The organism is Paenibacillus solisilvae (assembly GCF_042656405.1).
GTDB lineage: Bacteria > Bacillota > Bacilli > Paenibacillales > Paenibacillaceae > Paenibacillus_Z > Paenibacillus_Z solisilvae.
In genome coordinates this window covers 91,645-107,508 of record NZ_JBHSOW010000096.1, presented here as the reverse complement: position 1 = coordinate 107,508, position 15,864 = coordinate 91,645, and the positions used below count along the sequence as shown (strand labels likewise).

Below are 15,864 nucleotides of genomic sequence, written 5' to 3'. Positions count from 1 at the left end.
TTTAGGGGGACTGCAGGATGGGTTTTGCACGAAAATATGGCTTTACAATTGCTGTACTCGCCTTGTGTGCGGCAATGGGACTTTATTTGTACTTGTCAAATACGAAGGATACAACACCGAAGCTGGATAAGATTATCACAGCTCCGAATTTCGAATTAACCGACTTGGACGGCAAGACGGTTACCCTTGATGATTCGAAGGGGAAGGTCAGAGTTATTTATTTCTTCTATGCCAATTGCCCGGATATCTGTCCGCCGACGACTTACTTAATGACTCAAGTGCAGAACCAGCTTAAGGAAAAAGGAACATTCGGCAAGGATGTGGAGTTCCTGTCGATCACCTTCGATCCCAAGCGGGATTCCATCGCAGCGATGAGTAAGTTTGCAGGAAAGTTCGATATCGATGCAAGCGGCTGGAAATTCCTGCGCGAGGACAGCGAGGAAGATACGAAGAAGCTGATGAAGGACTTCGGGCTGGATCTCTTGAAAGATGAGAAAACCGGATTGTTCACCCACACAGACACCATCACCATTGTGGACCGCCAAGGTGAGGTCCGCAAATATATGACAGGTTCGATTCAAAATACGAAAGCAGACGAGATCACGAATGTCGTCAATACACTAGTTGATGAATAGGTAGGTCACTCATGACAATCTTCTGGTCCATTTTGTTGAACAATGTTCTCCCGCTGTCGGTTATGATCGCCATTGGCATCACGCTGCAGCGGGCTTTTTCATTAGACATTAAGACGTTATCCAAGCTTAACTTTTATTTGTTCTCCCCGGCCGTTATTTTTCGCTTATTATATACGACGGATTTAACCCTTCAGCTGGTAGGGAAGGTGTTATTGTTCTTCTTGATCCTCATGCTGATGCTGTACGGGGCTGTTGAGATAACGGTCCGCATCAGAGGGCTTAAAGGCGGAAAGCGGGCGACGATGCGCAACAGCGTCTTGTTTTATAACAGTGCCAATTACGGAATCCCGCTGAACCAGCTGGCTTTTGCTGCGAATCCGTTCACTTTGTCAGTGCAGCTCCTTATTATGGTTATGCAGTCGCTGGTGCCTAATACATACGGCATTTACAGCGTCAATGCCCATCGGAGCAACGGCAGGGAAGTGCTGCGCACCATTGCATCCCAGCCAGTTATCTATGCGATCCCGCTTGCCCTGCTGCTGCATGGATTTCACATTCCGCTTCCGGGGTTCCTGGCAACTCCCTTGGATTATGTAGCAGATGCGTTCTTCGGCACTGCACTAGTGACGCTGGGTGTCCAGCTTGGCAGCATGAAATGGTCAGTCCGAAGCTTGTTGATGGTTGATGTCCTGCTGTCAAGTGGATTAAGGCTTCTGATCGGACCGCTGCTTGCCACCTTAATCGTATGGGGAATGGACCTGACAATAGGGATCGACAGTATGATGGCGAAGGCTTTGATTGTATCCTCTGCCGTTCCGACCTCCCTCTCCAGCGTCCTGCTGGCCGTTGAGTTCGATAATGAACCGGAATTTGCTTCACAGGTCGTACTTGTCTCCACCGTATTCAGCATTGTGACAGTGACTGGTGTTATCTATTTACTGCATGTCTAAGAATCACCCAAGCAAACAGCCATTATGTAAAATCTTCTTTCTTCCAGGGAGCGGGATCCTGAGGCGGGTACACGATGTACGCCTCCAGGCCCGCTTTTTCTAATTGTTCAATTAAATAGTCCTCGGGCGTCTTCTCAACGCCGTGGTAGCCTCTGCGGGTATGAATGTGCTCGGCATCGGGAAAGGCATCTCTTAGCATACCGCGGATTCGTTTGCCGGATGAATCATTATCCGTGAATAAGTAGGGCTGCTTGTCCCCGACTTCACGGCGCAGCTTCTCCAGACGATCGGTGCCCGGCGTTCCGAATGTGCAGTAGATCGGCACCTCGCCTTTAAGGACGCGGCGAAGCCGGCTCCGGTCGTTTTTGCCTTCCACAATAATAGCGATATCCATCGTCTTCACCTCAAGCCCTATTGTAAACGATAGTCCGCTCAAACCAAAAGACGGCCTGCCTGGGAGCAAGCCGCCCTGTTCAAGTTAGATGGAACTAGCAGAATACGCCGCACATTACGATAACCAGCAGGATGAAGAGTACAAGAATGCTGCCTGCCGATGTGAAGGCGCCGTGTACATGGCCGTGTCCATATCCACGGTCTTGAGCTGATTCAACATATTGAGTCATTATGAAATCACCTCTCTCTTGGCAATTTCTCAAGGGCGATTAGCCCCGCTGCTGTCAGCCAACGCAGCTGACCTCCCTTTCACAATGTATCATATGCCCTTAGAGATAATTGCCCTGTGCCATTACCCAGTCCGGGAAAAATGGGCACCAGCACCGGTTGTACGTCTGATCGTGTAGAAAGGGAGCAGGGTAACGGCTATCATCAGGGCCAGGAACGCAATGTAGTAGGGAGAGACGAAGCTGCGCAGCTGTCCGGCCAGCAGAGGTCCCATAAAGGCACCGATGGAGAAAGCGATGGATAAAATCGAGAATGTGCGTCCATACCTGGCTCCTCCGCTTAGCTCGATGAGAAGCGAAGAGAGTGCGGGGAAGATAATGCCCTTTGCCATACCGAGCAGCAGAAGCATCGTGAAGAATGGAAGCGGCGCTCCTGAAGCGATGGCGAAATAGGTGAGCGCCAGCATGAAGGCCCCCCAGAGAGAGCGTAAGTAAGGCGACATCCGGTTCAGGAACAGCATGCTGAGTGTAATCAGAGCGCCGAAGCTGACGACGGAAAAGAGAATGCCGGTATGCATCATGCCTTCTTTGGTTGTCGACATGAGCGGAAGCTCGAAAGAAAGGATGCCCTGCGCGCAGCTCATCGCGATAGGCAGCGTATAGACAAGCCAAGGCACCTTGGCACTCTTTACTGCGGTTTGATCCTCCTCCATGCCTGATAAAGTGACAGCAGCAGGGGCATGGGAATGGTAATTTACGGGAACTGAACCCGATGATTCGACTGCAGCAAGCGAGGAATGAGCTCCTTCACGGATGAAGAACGCTGCACAGGTTGCGGTGCCGATTAAGATCCAGCCCAGCACGGTGAAGGCGGTGGTGAATCCGATCTGAGCAACCAAATACGCGCCGGCTGCAGGGGAAACAACGGAGGCGATCGTATGAACCAGTCCGTTGCCCGCCATTAATTTTCCCTGCTTTACGCGGTCTGACGTTATTTTGGCAAGGAGGGACATACAAGCAGGGGATAAAAAGGCCAGCACGAAACCGCTGATCGAACGAAGCGTGAGCAGCTGCCATGGATCCGTCACTTTAGATTGCAGGAGCAGAACTACGCCTGCCGCAGCAAGGCTGAAGACGATGAACAAACGGCTGCCAAACCGGTCGACGCCGTACCCGGCAATTACATTGCCCGGCAGATGCGTAATCGAGTAGAGCCCCATCATGAGCCCGATAAATGAAGGGGCGGCACCAAGTGAAATCGCAAATGGAGTCAGAATCGGATACTGCGCATGCAGATCAAAAAAAGCGATGAACAGAAACAAGTAAAGCCATATTGCCGTCTTCACAATAACACCCTCCTGACGTTCCGGGAAGCTTAAGTCACAGCCTGCCCCCGGAAGCATGTGTTCGATAAACAGTATGTTACTACTTGTACGCTTGGATAAGCTTGGTTATGTCTAGAGCGGCGCAGGTTTACGCTAATACGCGCATAGGGTATAATGTTTTGTATTCAAGCTTTTTAAGGGGTATAATGGGGGAGATTGACGATGAGCTTTGATTTTAATTATGACACAGAAACTTGGTTACAGTTTTTCAAAGATAAGTGGCTGTTTCTTCTCATTGCTTTAATCGTGTTGTTCATTGTCGTGCGGATTGTGAAGACCGTCGTGAAATGGCTTGTCGTGGTTGTTATTATTGCGGCCGTCATTGTTTACAGCGGTTATTCATTGGAGGATTTGAAGTCAATCGGTTCCACCATTGGAACTAAGGTGGCCGAAAGCGTGAAGCAGGAAGCTGTTTCAGCAATGGCCGGGGAAGCAAAGGATGCTAAGTACACATCCAATGGAGATGGAACTTTTACAATTACAACGAAAAACCTGGAGCTTGTCGGTACACCGGGCGATAACGAAGTGAAGGTGTCGTTCCGAGGTACATCGCTGGGCAAGTGGAAAATCGATGATACCATTCAAAGTTTAATTGATCAGGCAAAGAAAAACGTCTAATTAAAACAGGTAGATCAGATGCCAGGGTACTCAGTCAGGAGGCTTTGCCATGAACACATGGGTTCATGCGCTGCTTAGACCGGAACCGGTTGCGATTACGGTTCTGCTGGTCATAATTAGCTCGCTTATTCAAGGCATGAGAAGAGGTGCATCGGGTTCTGCGAAGCATCTTTTCTTTTTTATTTGGCAGGCAGTCACTGTCGTGCTGTCCCTTTTGCTGGCAGGACGCGCTGCGGAATGGCTTTCACCGCTGCTCCGTGACTGGCTTATTAAGCAGAATGTGCAGGTCCCGCAGCAGGAGCTGAGCACGCTGAAGCAGGCCTGGTACACGATCGTGACGAGCTTGAGGGATTTTGAGCTGCTTCGCTTTGGGGTGACCTTTCTGCTTGCTTATGCGGTTTTCCGCTTCTTGCTCAGCTGGCTGGAGCCTCTATGCAGCATGTTCTTTGAATCCTTCCTTCGAAGCAGGGATACAAGAACAGATGAAGGTTATTCACGGTTCTCAGGAGCTGCAAGCCGGGCAACCGGGGCATTAATTGGCGCTTTGCTGGGAGCCGGGCGGGCTTTTGTGGTTATTGCTGTTCTTTTTGTCTATGTTTCCATGCTGCCAAGCGGGCCGTTAACGGACTCGATTCGGGCATCCGCGTTCTATAACAAGTCGTCGGCTGAGCTGCTCACTCCCGTTGCCGGGGATGTGCTTGCCCGCGGACCGGTCTTTACCGAGGCGGTGGAAGAAGAGTTCCGCCGCGTCCTGCAGCGTAAGTACGAGGTAATCGACTCCGCTGTACCTGCGAATATCGAACAAGCTGCCTTAACTGTTACGAAAAACGCGGGATCGGATGAGAAGAAGGCGCGTGCGTTATATGACTGGGTTGGCACGCGGATTGCCTATGATTGGGACAAAGCACGTAATTATGAGCAGCATGGCATTTGGAAAGAGCAGACGCCGACCGAAACTTTTAATACCCATAAAGGCGTCTGTATAGATGTAGCTAGGTTATACGCGGTTATGGCCCGTTCGGCGGGCTTAGAGGTTCGTGTTGTTACAGGCCTGGGTGCGACCGGTAATGGGGGCTATGGCCCGCATGCTTGGAATGAGGTCAGGCTTGCTGACCAGAATGGAGCATGGATACCGCTTGATGCCACGTGGGCTTCATCAGGTGATTGGTTTAATCCAAGCGGATTCTCCAGTACCCATCTTCGGGAGGCATAAAGTTCGACACTGGAAGGGGAATTGTTTGTGCAAGACGATCCGCAAAAACGGGAAATAGCGAACCGCAGAAATTTCTCATTTCGGCTCAATTTATTCTTTTTTGTTACATTCTTCTTATTCAGTGTCCTCATCGTAAGGCTGGCCATATTGCAGTTCGTTGAGGGACCTTCCCTTCGCGAAGAAGAAACGAAGCGGGGACAGACGGATGTCCTCATTCCGCCGATTCGCGGAAATATCTACGATTCATCCGGCAAAGCAATTGCTTATTCGACATCGATGCAGACACTCTATTACAGCATTGAGCCAGGGACGAAGAAAGCGGATTCCGAAGCCATGGCTGCCAAGCTGCTCAAACAGTTCCAGAAGTACGGAAATCCGAGCGCCGCGATAACGCTTGAAGAAATCATTAAGAATATGGATCTTGATTATAAGAAGAACAACGTATCTGTCCCCCGGCGTATCAAGAGCGGGCTTGCCTCTGATGAAATTGCTTATTTCATGCAGAATCGCGATCTGTATCCAGGGATTGATATTGTGGAGGAAAGTATCCGCCACTACGATAAGAGCAAGCTCGCGGTACAGCTCGTGGGCTATTTGAAGAAATACGGCGGCGGTGCGGAAAATAATCTGTATAAAGACCGCGCAAAGACAGAAGATCCCCGGCTCAAGTATTTGCAGCAGGAGGATGTCGGCTATGATGGCATCGAATATATGTACCAGGATATTCTGCGCGGCAAGAATGGGCTGAAGACTTATCCGGTAAACGCTGCAAGCCGGATCATTGGACCGCCTACGATTACCAAGCCCGAGAAAGGCGATAATTTGTATCTGACCATCAATCGTGATGTGCAGGAGAAAACCGAGAAAGCGATTATGGCTCAGCTTCATTTTCTGCAGACAACCTCGCAGAGGGATAAGTATCAGCGATATGCGAAGACAGGTTATGCCGTGGCGATGGAAGTGAAAACCGGGAAAATTATATCAATGGCGAGTATGCCGGATTATGACCCTAATATTTGGGAAGGCGGCAGGATCGGTACGGATCAATATAATTCGATTGCCAATGTGCTGCAGAACGGAACGATCAGCTCAGTCATTGGGCCATATACTGACCCTAAGGAGCAGAGGAAGCATCCCTCTTCGGTTGTGTTTCTAGGCTCTACTATGAAGCCATTGTCGATTCTCATTGGACTAAACGAGAAGCTGTTTACGACTTCAACCACATGGAATGACCCGGGGGCATTCTATTACGGTAAGGAAGGCTCATCACGCCGCAGAATCGGTAATGCCAAGGGCCATGCATACGGACTGCTGGACCCGGCCAGAGCGATCACTAAATCCTCTAACCCTTTCATGGCCAAGATGGTAGGCAATGCGCTTTATCTGAAGGACGGCGATAAAGGTGTCGATGTCTGGGATAATTACGTGAAGCAGTTTGGTCTTGGGGTATCGACTGAGAGCGGCCTGCCTAACGAAAGCAAAGGCGTTATCGGATATTTTCATGAACGTGAAGCGGCCAGCTCCCAGTCGGCCCTGATCTTTGCTTCCTTCGGGCAGATGGGGCGGTACACGACGCTTCAGCTTGCACAATATGCGGCGACGCTGGCTAGTCACGGCAAACGGATGAAGCCTCAATTTGTGAAGGAAATTAGGGATTCAGCGGGCAAGGTTGTGCAAACCTTCCAGCCGGAAGTGATTAACAGCATAACGTTTCCGGATGGATACTGGAAAGAAATTGAGACGGGTATGGCTAATGTAGCGGTATCCTCCTTTGATGATGCCCCCTATAAGGTTCTTAGAAAGACAGGTACCTCAGAGCAGCAGGTAAGCGGAAAAACGGTTGATAATGCTGTATTTATAGCGTTTGCGCCGGCAGAGGATCCGGTTCTCGCCGTGGCAGTCGTCGTTCCTGAGGGAGGCTTCGGTTCTAACGGAGCGGCACCAATAGCCCGTGAAATCTTTGATGCGTATGATGAAGCGATCGGTCTGCATGGTGTGCCGAAGAAACCGGTAACGCCAGATGGATCGGCAGGAAACCCTTAATTTCACACCAGGCCGGATTTTATGGCAGGCAGCAGAAGGCTCTCCTTAGGGGGAGCTTTTTTCGATGTGAAAGCTGCCGAATGAAGCCTGCTCAAATGTTGCACGCGGGAAACATATTTGCATAGAATAAAGAAAAAGCATCCGATATCCATTGATTGGAGGTAATCCGATATGCGCCGTAAAATAAGTCCATCTATCCGCCGCTGGTTCTGGACGATCTTATTCTTGACTGCAGCTGTGGTGCTCCAATAACAAGATGAAACACAAAGTGGACAAGAATGAGTAGCGAAGTTCCGGCCGGGATTCTTTATAATGAGAGTCGTAAAGAAGATAGGTTTTTCACGCAGGCAGGTTTGGATTCGATCTGAACTGTGCTAAAATTGCAATATCAGGCTTGAGGAGTGAAGGCATAGATGGATTCAATTAAGTTGATTGCGCTCGATATGGACGGCACGCTGCTCAATGAGTTTCAAGAGATTAGCAGTGAAAATGCAAGTTGGATTCAAAAAGCGTTGGATGCTGGAATAACGGTTTGCTTTGCTACGGGACGCGGTTATCAAAGTGCCCTTCCGTATGCGGAGCAGCTAAAGCTCGATACGCCCATGATTACCGTAAACGGCGGAGAAATATGGCGCCGGCCGAATGTGCTGCACAGACGCTCGTTAATGCCGGCGAGCACCATTAAACGCCTGCACCAGCTGGCTCTTCAGCATGAAGAATGCTGGTTCTGGTCGTACACGGTTGAGGGCATTTACAACAAGGAGCAGTGGTTTGAACCGGCGGATGACTTTGAAGCGCATCACTGGCTTAAATTCGGCTATCATACTGAGGATGATGCATCACGGGCTCAGATTCTGGCGGAGGCGTCCAGCTGGGGCGGAATGGAGATTACGAACTCATCGCCATGGAATTTGGAGATGAATCCGCAGGGGGTAACGAAGGCAAGCGCTATTCGTGAGCTCTGTACCTTGCTTAATATCAATATGTCCCAGGTTGCGGCAATGGGAGACAGCTTGAACGATATCGCGATGATTCGCGAGGCGGGTCTTGGTGTTGCAATGGGCAATGCCCAGGATGCGGTTAAAGCGGCAGCCGACGCAGTTACGGTAACCAATAATGAAGATGCGGTTGCGCATCTCATTCGGGATTACGTACTGAAAGGGTGACGGATCGTTGGAAATAGCCGGTTGGATTATCGTCATTGTCTTATTCGTCGTAGGACTAGCTGGTGCGATTTACCCCATATTACCGGGAGCGCTCGCTATTTATGCCGCTTTTTTCGTCTATGGCTTCTTCATTTCCTTCGAACCGTTCGGGTTCTGGTTTTGGACCATTCAGACGCTGATCGTAGCCGCGCTGTTCATCGCGGATTATGCCGTGAATGCATGGGGTGTAAAGAAATACGGGGGATCTAAGGCTTCAGTGATCGGCAGTACAATTGGCATTATCATTGGCCCCTTCGTCATTCCTGCATTCGGCCTTATTCTTGGTCCGCTGCTGGGAGCGGTAATCGGCGAATTGATAGCCGGTTCTAATTGGAGTCAATCGCTCAAGGTAGGCTTCGGTGCTGTGGTGGGGTTATTTTCCAGTATGATTGTCAAAATCATTCTGCAGGCTGCAATGATAGTACTGTTCTTTTTATGGATTTAATTTGAGGAGGACGATGAGAAATGATTAAAGTAACGGTTTGGAATGAATTTTTGCACGAGAAACAGCATGAGGAAGTACGCAATGTATATCCTGATGGCATACATAATGCACTTGCAGCCGGCATCGGAACAGACGGATTTGAAGTTCGCACGGCTACGCTTGATCAGCCCGAGCATGGTCTGACCGAAGAAGTACTCGCCAATACGGACGTTCTGATCTGGTGGGGACATATGGGTCATGATAAGGTGGATGATGCAATTGTTGACCGTGTTCAAGCTCGCGTCCTCGGCGGAATGGGGCTTGTTGTGCTTCACTCGGCTCACTTCTCCAAAATCTTCAAGAAGCTTATGGGGACAGGCTGTGACCTGAAATGGCGCGAGGCAAACGAGAAGGAACGGATCTGGACGGTTAATCCGGCGCACCCGATTGCGGCAGGGATTCCAGAGCATTTCACGCTTGAGCGTGAAGAGATGTACGGGGAGCATTTCGATATTCCTGCACCGGACGAGCTTGTGTTTGTCAGCTGGTTCGAGGGCGGAGAGGTGTTCCGCAGCGGCTGCACATTCTTCCGCGGCCAAGGCAAAGTCTTCTACTTCCGTCCAGGGCACGAAACTTACCCGACTTATTATAACGAGACGGTCCTGCAGGTCATTAAGAACGGAATCAAATGGGCAGTGCCGTCAGGAGCAGCAGCTCCGGTTCGCGGCAATCACCAGCCGCTTGAAGAAATCAAAGCGAAATAAGGAACAGACTAGGAGAATCAAGCTGGCTCATGGTTAAAAAGGACTCATTAATTAAAGGAACGATTATACTTGCGGCGGCAGCGCTGGTAGCCCGGTTTCTCGGGATCTTCCAGCGTATTCCGCTTGATCATTTAATGTCAACCCAAAGCGGCGTTTACTTCAATGACGCCAATAACATTTATCTCATGCTCTTAATCGTGGCAACCGGCGGTATTCCAAGTGCAATCAGCAAAATGATTTCACAGCGCTATGCGCTTGGCCGTCCGGATGAAGCTCAGCGTATTTACCGGGCTGCTCTGTGGTTTGGAACGGTTACAGGGATTCTGGTTTCCTTGCTGTTGTTTGTATTCGCGCCGTTTGTGGCGACTCATATCTCACTTGAACCAGGCTTGGATGCTTCGATCAGAGCGATCGCGCCTGCACTGCTATTATTTCCTGTCATTGCGATGATGAGAGGGTACTTTCAAGGGCGTCAAATGATGATGGCTGGCGGTATCTCTCAGATCGTCGAACAAATTCTGCGTGTTATTACAGCGGTTGGACTTGTGATGGTTGTTGTTTCATGGGATCTTGGTGATCGCAAAATCGCAGCTGTCGCTACATTCGGCAGTGTTCTTGGCAGCATCGGGGCTTTTGGAGTCATGCTTTATTACGCGAAGAAGCTGAAGCGGCAGGATCTGTCCGATCCGGCTTTGCGTATTACGGCTGACAGCGCTGCAGGACCGAAGCCGTCTTACCGTTCGATTTATAAGGAATTATTTGCGATATCGATTCCAATCGTCATTGCGGCGATGACCGTTCAATTCGTGTACAACTTTGATACGATGCTGTTTAACCGGCTGACAGGCTCCTATTATGCAACGGCGGACATTGCGAAGCAATTTCATAACTGGCTTGCCTTCCGGGCGCAAGGTATTGCAGGCATTCCGCCTATTCTGGCGATTGCACTGAGCACATCGATCATTCCTGTGCTTTCCTCGGCTTATTCGGTCCGCAACTTGAAGGAAGTTCAGCGGCAAACCTCATTGGTGATGCGGATTGTAGTGTTTACGGGGGTGCCGATTGCACTGCTATTAACGGTTGCAGCCGTGTCTGTAACCGGATTTTTGTTTGGTGATCCAAAAGCGGGCGGAAGCGGGATTGTGGCCGCGCTTACGGCGGGAACGATTTTTCAAATCACGATGATGACGAGCAATTCGATTCTATTCGGGCTTGGCAAGACAAGAATTCCGATGCGCCATACGATTATCGGTCTGGTTGTAAAAGTGATTGCCAGCTTGCTGCTGGCTCCATTCTTAGGCGTATACGGACTAATCATAGCCTCTACACTCTGTTTCTTGACGATTGCATCGCTCAATTTGCGGGTGATCCGCAAGGAAGTCAGCCTTTCCGTTCTAGGTACGCGTTGGTTCGGATATGGGGTGACAATCGTCATTTCGGCAGCTGCAGGCTGGTTGATCGATGGGCTTGTGCGGGGCTGGCTCGGTGACCTGCCTGCAAGGGCAGTCTTCTTCTTGTCGGCTGCAGCAGCGGGAATGGTGTCACTTGGGTTATACGTTGCACTACTCGTATTATTGAAGGTGGTTACACCTGATGATGTGCGTCAATTTCCGGGGCCTCTGCGCAAGCTGCTTAACCCGGTAATGCGTTTAACGGCTCGTTCAAAGAGCGATTCTAGTAAATGAATAATCTTCCAATAAACTCCTCTTAATGGTAGAATAGACATTAGTCTTTTTACCTAGAGAGGAGTTTTTTCTATTGAAAAAATGGAAATGGAGCAAGAAAGCAGTCTGTTTATTGCTGCTCTCGGTCATGCTGATCGTGGTGGCGGGATGCCAGGCGGTGGGCGGGATTGATTTTAACCAAATGCTGAAGCAGGCGGTTAAAGTGACATCCTTTGAGGGTAATGAAACGATGGAATTTAAGCTCCTATTGAAGGAAGATGCGCTGGAGGATATTTCAGCAGAAGAAGCGGAATTATTAGATCTTATCTCGAATATCAAACTGCAGTTATCAAGTATGAAAGTATCAAGCGAAGGACAGATGTCCATGAACGGTCAGCTGGATCTGGGTGCGAAGAGCATCGGCTTCTCGCTCAAAATGAATGATGAGCTGGCCATCGTAGAGCTGGACGGCGCGAAAAGCCCGTTCATTCTTCATCTGAAAGAGCTGGCAGATCCGGCGGATACGGACTCGGAGGAGAACACTGCAGACCAGGCGGCAGCCGAACAGAGTTTGGTTGAGGCCGGACATCAGCTCATGGATACGGTAGGCGGCTATGTAATCAACAACCTGCCTAATCCAACCGGATTGTCTGTAAAGGCCGGTCAAGTTACCGTAGGCGGGGAAACAGTTAATGGAATGCACATTCAAGCTGAAATGAACGGCAAACAAATTTGGTCCTGGTTCAAATCCTTTATCGATGCCCTTATTACGGATAAAGAAGGACTTAAATCCATGCTTTCGGGACTGTTTGATATTATTCAAAGCCAGTCTGATCTTGCAAGCTCGGCAGGTGGAGAAAGTATCTTCGGATCTATTCCAGAGGAAGATCAGAAGGCTGATGCCATCAATGAAGCGGCAGACAGCTTAACGGAGATGCTGACACAGTTAAAGACCGAAATGACGAAGGCAGAGAAGGAAGATCAAGCTACTATCGATCAAATCTTTAATGAGCAAACGTATGTCAAAGCAGATATGTTCGTTGACGGTAAGCTGGATATTCGCAAATCAACCGTTGAAGCGATGATCAAGCCTCAATTTGCAGCTGCTGAAGCTTCATCTAAGGAAGAGAATGCAGAAGATTGGGAATCGGATGTAGAAGATTTTGGCTATGCGGATGTTATAGAACAATCCCCGATAGAGGGCATCTGGATGAAGATGACCACTGAAATGTCTAATGTCAACGGGACGGTAACTCCGGAGGCGCCGGTTGAAACGAAGAATGCCATCGATGCGGAGGCGCTCTTCAACATGGAGGGTTACCAAATGCTTCGTCAATTCGACAGTGATTCGGTCGTGTACGGAATTCTGTGTAATCAAGCGCATATTACCCGTCAATCTGTAACCTACTACTCCGGCGAGAGGCAGAGCGAGATCATCCATACACCGTCTGGCGTAACCCTTATTCCGCTCCGCCAAACAGCGGAAAGCTTCGGCGCTATTTTGACTAAATTGCCGCAACCCGGTACGATTAGTGTATATGACGATGCTACTTCTTCAACCATTATCTTGAAGATGAACAGTAATGCAGCTGTCGTAGACGGGAAAACCGTAAAGTGGGCATTCCCAACAACTGTTATTCGCGGAGTAACGTATGTTCCTGTCCGTGATTTTGCTAAGGCGATTGGCGGAAACGTTTCTTGGGAGAAGCTATATGGTAACAGCAGCATGCTGAGTATTACACGCGAACCTTAAGCTCTATAATACGTTCAACAAAGATAGGAGGTTATGGATTCATGCAAATTATTCAAACAGATGAGGCGTTCCGCGAGACGGTCGCCGAGCAAGCGCTGGTTACCGTTGCAGTCTTCAAAACAACCTGGTGTCCGGATTGTCATTTCATTGATCCGTTCATGCCGGATGTAGAAGCCAAATATGCCGGCCGCATACAATTTGTTCAAATCGACCGGGATGACCTGCCGGATCTTTGCAGTGAACTGAACATTCTCGGTATCCCAAGCTTTATTGCCTTTCAAGGCGGCAAAGAGCTAGTCCGGTTTGTGAATAAACTGCGCAAATCTCGCGAGGAAATCGAGCAGTTTCTGGATCGTGCGCTTGAAGTGGCAGGAGCGCTTCAGGAGTAATTTTTCCGTATTAATGCGTCCTCAGGCGACCCCTCGGCTGCCTGGGGGCGCTTTTTTTGTATTCAAGGGCTAATGTGATTGACAGCCAGCATGCACCGCCAAGCCGTGCGATTGGGGCTGCACCCGGTTCGGTTTAAGCGGCAGCGGAGCATGAGGCTGATCCGTCCTCGTGTTCACATTTTCAACATGGTATTTGTCGAATTTGTTCGTTATAATTGAGAATGATTATTTCCGGAAGTAGGGTGATGGCTTTGATATCTAGCCGGTATCGCACGCTCGCGCTCGCGACGTGCATCGGAATGCTTCTCGTGCTGCTGGCCGGCGCACTTGTAACGAATACAGATTCTGGTCGTGGATGCGGGGATGATTTTCCGCTTTGCAATGGTAAATTTATTCCTGCTTATACAGTAGAATCTCTCATTGAATATTCACATCGGCTCATAAGCGGATTAGTTGGGCTGCTCGTGCTCGCCACGTTTATTGTGACGATCGTTTTCTATCGCCAATATCGCGAAGCAATCGTACACGCGGCTTGCGCGGGCTTTTTTACCGTGCTTCAGGCTGTACTGGGTGCAATAGCTGTAGTTTGGCCGCAGTCTTCTGCTGTATTGGCGCTGCACTTTGGCATCTCAATCTTAGCTTTCACAAGTACGCTGCTCTTAGTGCTGTGGGCTAATCGGATGATCCGCAGCGGAGGCAGAGGAGACAAGCTGAGCGGTCCTGTACCCCGGTCCGTTATTGTGGTTCTGCTGGTTTCATTGGTTTACACATACTTGGTTATTTACATTGGTGCCTTCGTCCGGCATACCGACTCGGCAGGCGGCTGCTATGGATGGCCGTTATGCAACGGGCAGTTTGTGCCTGAGCTGACGGGTGCTACGCTGTATGTGTTTATCCACCGGCTGGCCGCTGTTGTCCTGTTTCTGCTTACTGTCGGCATGTGGCTGCATGTCAGAAGCGTATGCAGGGATGTTCCGGAGCTGCGCCGATCGGCAGCACTTGCTTTCATTCTGGTCTGCTGCCAAATTCTGAGCGGTGCTGTCCTAACCACCACGTTGAACAATTCCGATTGGCTCGTTTTCACGAGTATTCTGCATAATATGATTGTTTCCGGGTTCTTCGCTATACTAGCGGATATGATGATTCGTGCATGGAAAAGGCGTCGTGAAGAGCGGGGAAATGGATGAGTTTCCAATTGCGCGGATGAATAGAAACATTATGCCGGGAAGGCGGCTCGGTTCTTATCGATGCACCGGTTGATCTTTATTCACAGCCCGGCAGAAACTCAAGCGCCGTGTGATTGATTCTATATTAAATGATACTGAAGCCGTATACGCAAGGCAGGAAGCTGCGCGTATACGGCTTCTTTGGTAGATGCATAAACCGCTTTTGCTGGTTCATGCTTGAGGGAGCCCATATCGGGGTATTCTAGGGAACATGGCTGGTTATGGCTTATGGCTTGGGGGGAGCAACGATGCTTCGTATGATGTTTGGTGAACCGCCGCGCAAGACGGAGGGTAAGCTTCTGGAGACGATGAAAGTAATGGAGCAGTTTGCTGCTCTTCTGCATAAACGAATTGCGGTCAATCAGGATGAGAATCATAAACTGCGTAAATATGAAATTTGGACCCTTGGCCTGTTGGCCTCGTTAGATGAGCTGGAGCAAAGTCAGTATGCCGCCCAAAAATTTGCTGCATTCATCACCTCAGCATCGGTGGATGAGATGTCCCCGGAGGAGCTCCTTCATTATCATCGACATGTATATTTTGACAAGAATGCTTTCATCCGATTGTTTTCGCTGCTTGATAAATTGGGAACGCTGATGAACGAAATCTTCAGCTTGCAGACAGAGCGGGTCAAAGTGCATTTTTCTTATTTTACCGTCCTGCGGACCATGGATCAGCGGCATGCTTATCCTCAGCTTACGCAGGCATTAACGGCACTCAAGGAGAAGTATAAGGAGGCCACCGCCAGACTCCGCAAACGGAGGAACACCGAGATTCATTATATGAATGCTGAGCTTCAAGATGATTTGAAGCAAAGCCACGAAGCCTACGGCGAGCTGCATCGACTGGAGAATCTGGCCGAACAAACGGAAGATCTGGCACATGGGTTCACCATGGTTATGGACATTCTTAAAGTCACCTTCGAGCAAGCGATCAGACAGATGAGGAAATGATTCCAATATGCTATAGTGATGA

The 15,864-nt window shown here is 49.6% G+C and carries 16 protein-coding genes; 13 read left to right on the top strand and 3 right to left on the bottom strand.

The window, feature by feature from the left end; translation table 11 throughout:
- Window positions 1-17 precede the first annotated feature (17 nt).
- Both ACFPYJ_RS25740 and ACFPYJ_RS25735 read left to right on the top strand, forming a co-directional pair.
- On the top strand, window positions 18-635 hold the full coding sequence (locus tag ACFPYJ_RS25740; protein ID WP_379191092.1) for an SCO family protein: 618 nt from the start codon (window positions 18-20) through the stop codon (window positions 633-635).
- A gap of 11 nt (window positions 636-646) precedes the next feature.
- Window positions 647-1,585 (top strand): AEC family transporter, encoded by a 939-nt coding sequence (locus ACFPYJ_RS25735; protein WP_379191091.1) that lies wholly within the window; start codon window positions 647-649, stop codon window positions 1,583-1,585.
- A gap of 22 nt (window positions 1,586-1,607) precedes the next feature.
- On the opposite strand, the gene ACFPYJ_RS25730 is transcribed toward ACFPYJ_RS25735, so the two are convergent.
- The 3 genes from ACFPYJ_RS25730 to ACFPYJ_RS25720 all read right to left on the bottom strand — a co-directional run bounded on the left by ACFPYJ_RS25730 (window position 1,608) and on the right by ACFPYJ_RS25720 (window position 3,551).
- On the bottom strand, window positions 1,608-1,979 hold the full coding sequence (locus ACFPYJ_RS25730; protein WP_379191112.1) for a DNA primase: 372 nt from the start codon (window positions 1,977-1,979) through the stop codon (window positions 1,608-1,610).
- Between the two features lie 94 nt (window positions 1,980-2,073).
- A complete protein-coding gene (locus ACFPYJ_RS25725) occupies window positions 2,074-2,208 on the bottom strand; it encodes a YjcZ family sporulation protein (RefSeq protein WP_379191090.1) in 135 nt (44 codons plus the stop codon).
- Between the two features lie 122 nt (window positions 2,209-2,330).
- Window positions 2,331-3,551, bottom strand: a complete 1,221-nt coding sequence (locus ACFPYJ_RS25720; protein WP_379191089.1) for an MFS transporter — start codon at window positions 3,549-3,551, stop codon at window positions 2,331-2,333.
- Window positions 3,552-3,752: 201 nt separating this feature from the next.
- Between ACFPYJ_RS25720 and ACFPYJ_RS25715 the strand changes: the two genes are divergently transcribed.
- The 11 genes from ACFPYJ_RS25715 to ACFPYJ_RS25665 all read left to right on the top strand — a co-directional run bounded on the left by ACFPYJ_RS25715 (window position 3,753) and on the right by ACFPYJ_RS25665 (window position 15,842).
- On the top strand, window positions 3,753-4,208 hold the full coding sequence (locus ACFPYJ_RS25715) for a hypothetical protein (RefSeq protein ID WP_379191088.1): 456 nt from the start codon (window positions 3,753-3,755) through the stop codon (window positions 4,206-4,208).
- Window positions 4,209-4,257: 49 nt separating this feature from the next.
- The gene (locus tag ACFPYJ_RS25710; protein WP_379191087.1) at window positions 4,258-5,421 is read left to right on the top strand and encodes a transglutaminase domain-containing protein; all 1,164 of its coding nucleotides are present in this window, start codon (window positions 4,258-4,260) and stop codon (window positions 5,419-5,421) included.
- A 27-nt stretch (window positions 5,422-5,448) separates the two neighbouring features.
- Window positions 5,449-7,464: a peptidoglycan D,D-transpeptidase FtsI family protein gene (locus ACFPYJ_RS25705; RefSeq protein WP_379191086.1), complete on the top strand. Its 2,016-nt coding sequence runs from the start codon at window positions 5,449-5,451 to the stop codon at window positions 7,462-7,464.
- 413 nt (window positions 7,465-7,877) lie between these two features.
- The gene (locus ACFPYJ_RS25700) at window positions 7,878-8,630 is read left to right on the top strand and encodes a Cof-type HAD-IIB family hydrolase (protein WP_379191085.1); all 753 of its coding nucleotides are present in this window, start codon (window positions 7,878-7,880) and stop codon (window positions 8,628-8,630) included.
- Window positions 8,631-8,637: 7 nt separating this feature from the next.
- On the top strand, window positions 8,638-9,114 hold the full coding sequence (locus tag ACFPYJ_RS25695; protein ID WP_379191084.1) for a DUF456 domain-containing protein: 477 nt from the start codon (window positions 8,638-8,640) through the stop codon (window positions 9,112-9,114).
- Between the two features lie 20 nt (window positions 9,115-9,134).
- Window positions 9,135-9,857, top strand: a complete 723-nt coding sequence (locus ACFPYJ_RS25690) for a ThuA domain-containing protein (protein ID WP_379191083.1) — start codon at window positions 9,135-9,137, stop codon at window positions 9,855-9,857.
- A gap of 29 nt (window positions 9,858-9,886) precedes the next feature.
- Window positions 9,887-11,542 (top strand): putative polysaccharide biosynthesis protein, encoded by a 1,656-nt coding sequence (locus tag ACFPYJ_RS25685; RefSeq protein ID WP_379191082.1) that lies wholly within the window; start codon window positions 9,887-9,889, stop codon window positions 11,540-11,542.
- A 73-nt stretch (window positions 11,543-11,615) separates the two neighbouring features.
- Window positions 11,616-13,274, top strand: a complete 1,659-nt coding sequence (locus ACFPYJ_RS25680; RefSeq protein WP_379191081.1) for a copper amine oxidase N-terminal domain-containing protein — start codon at window positions 11,616-11,618, stop codon at window positions 13,272-13,274.
- 41 nt (window positions 13,275-13,315) lie between these two features.
- Complete coding sequence (locus ACFPYJ_RS25675) at window positions 13,316-13,663, top strand: thioredoxin family protein (protein ID WP_379191080.1); 348 nt, start codon at window positions 13,316-13,318, stop codon at window positions 13,661-13,663.
- 245 nt (window positions 13,664-13,908) lie between these two features.
- Window positions 13,909-14,850 carry a COX15/CtaA family protein gene (locus tag ACFPYJ_RS25670; protein WP_379191079.1) on the top strand — a complete coding sequence of 314 codons (942 nt, stop codon included), beginning with the start codon at window positions 13,909-13,911 and terminating at the stop codon, window positions 14,848-14,850.
- 287 nt (window positions 14,851-15,137) lie between these two features.
- The gene (locus tag ACFPYJ_RS25665) at window positions 15,138-15,842 is read left to right on the top strand and encodes a Cthe_2314 family HEPN domain-containing protein (protein ID WP_379191078.1); all 705 of its coding nucleotides are present in this window, start codon (window positions 15,138-15,140) and stop codon (window positions 15,840-15,842) included.
- Window positions 15,843-15,864: the final 22 nt, after the last annotated feature.

Coding starts and splice junctions, on each gene's coding strand:
- ACFPYJ_RS25740 (WP_379191092.1), top strand. CDS start 18: ATGGGTTTTGCACGAAAATATGGCTTTACAATTGCTGTACTCGCCTTG.
- ACFPYJ_RS25735 (WP_379191091.1), top strand. CDS start 647: ATGACAATCTTCTGGTCCATTTTGTTGAACAATGTTCTCCCGCTGTCG.
- ACFPYJ_RS25730 (WP_379191112.1), bottom strand. CDS start 1,979: ATGGATATCGCTATTATTGTGGAAGGCAAAAACGACCGGAGCCGGCTT.
- ACFPYJ_RS25725 (WP_379191090.1), bottom strand. CDS start 2,208: ATGACTCAATATGTTGAATCAGCTCAAGACCGTGGATATGGACACGGC.
- ACFPYJ_RS25715 (WP_379191088.1), top strand. CDS start 3,753: ATGAGCTTTGATTTTAATTATGACACAGAAACTTGGTTACAGTTTTTC.
- ACFPYJ_RS25710 (WP_379191087.1), top strand. CDS start 4,258: ATGAACACATGGGTTCATGCGCTGCTTAGACCGGAACCGGTTGCGATT.
- ACFPYJ_RS25700 (WP_379191085.1), top strand. CDS start 7,878: ATGGATTCAATTAAGTTGATTGCGCTCGATATGGACGGCACGCTGCTC.
- ACFPYJ_RS25690 (WP_379191083.1), top strand. CDS start 9,135: ATGATTAAAGTAACGGTTTGGAATGAATTTTTGCACGAGAAACAGCAT.
- ACFPYJ_RS25685 (WP_379191082.1), top strand. CDS start 9,887: ATGGTTAAAAAGGACTCATTAATTAAAGGAACGATTATACTTGCGGCG.
- ACFPYJ_RS25675 (WP_379191080.1), top strand. CDS start 13,316: ATGCAAATTATTCAAACAGATGAGGCGTTCCGCGAGACGGTCGCCGAG.
- ACFPYJ_RS25670 (WP_379191079.1), top strand. CDS start 13,909: ATGGCTTTGATATCTAGCCGGTATCGCACGCTCGCGCTCGCGACGTGC.
- ACFPYJ_RS25665 (WP_379191078.1), top strand. CDS start 15,138: ATGCTTCGTATGATGTTTGGTGAACCGCCGCGCAAGACGGAGGGTAAG.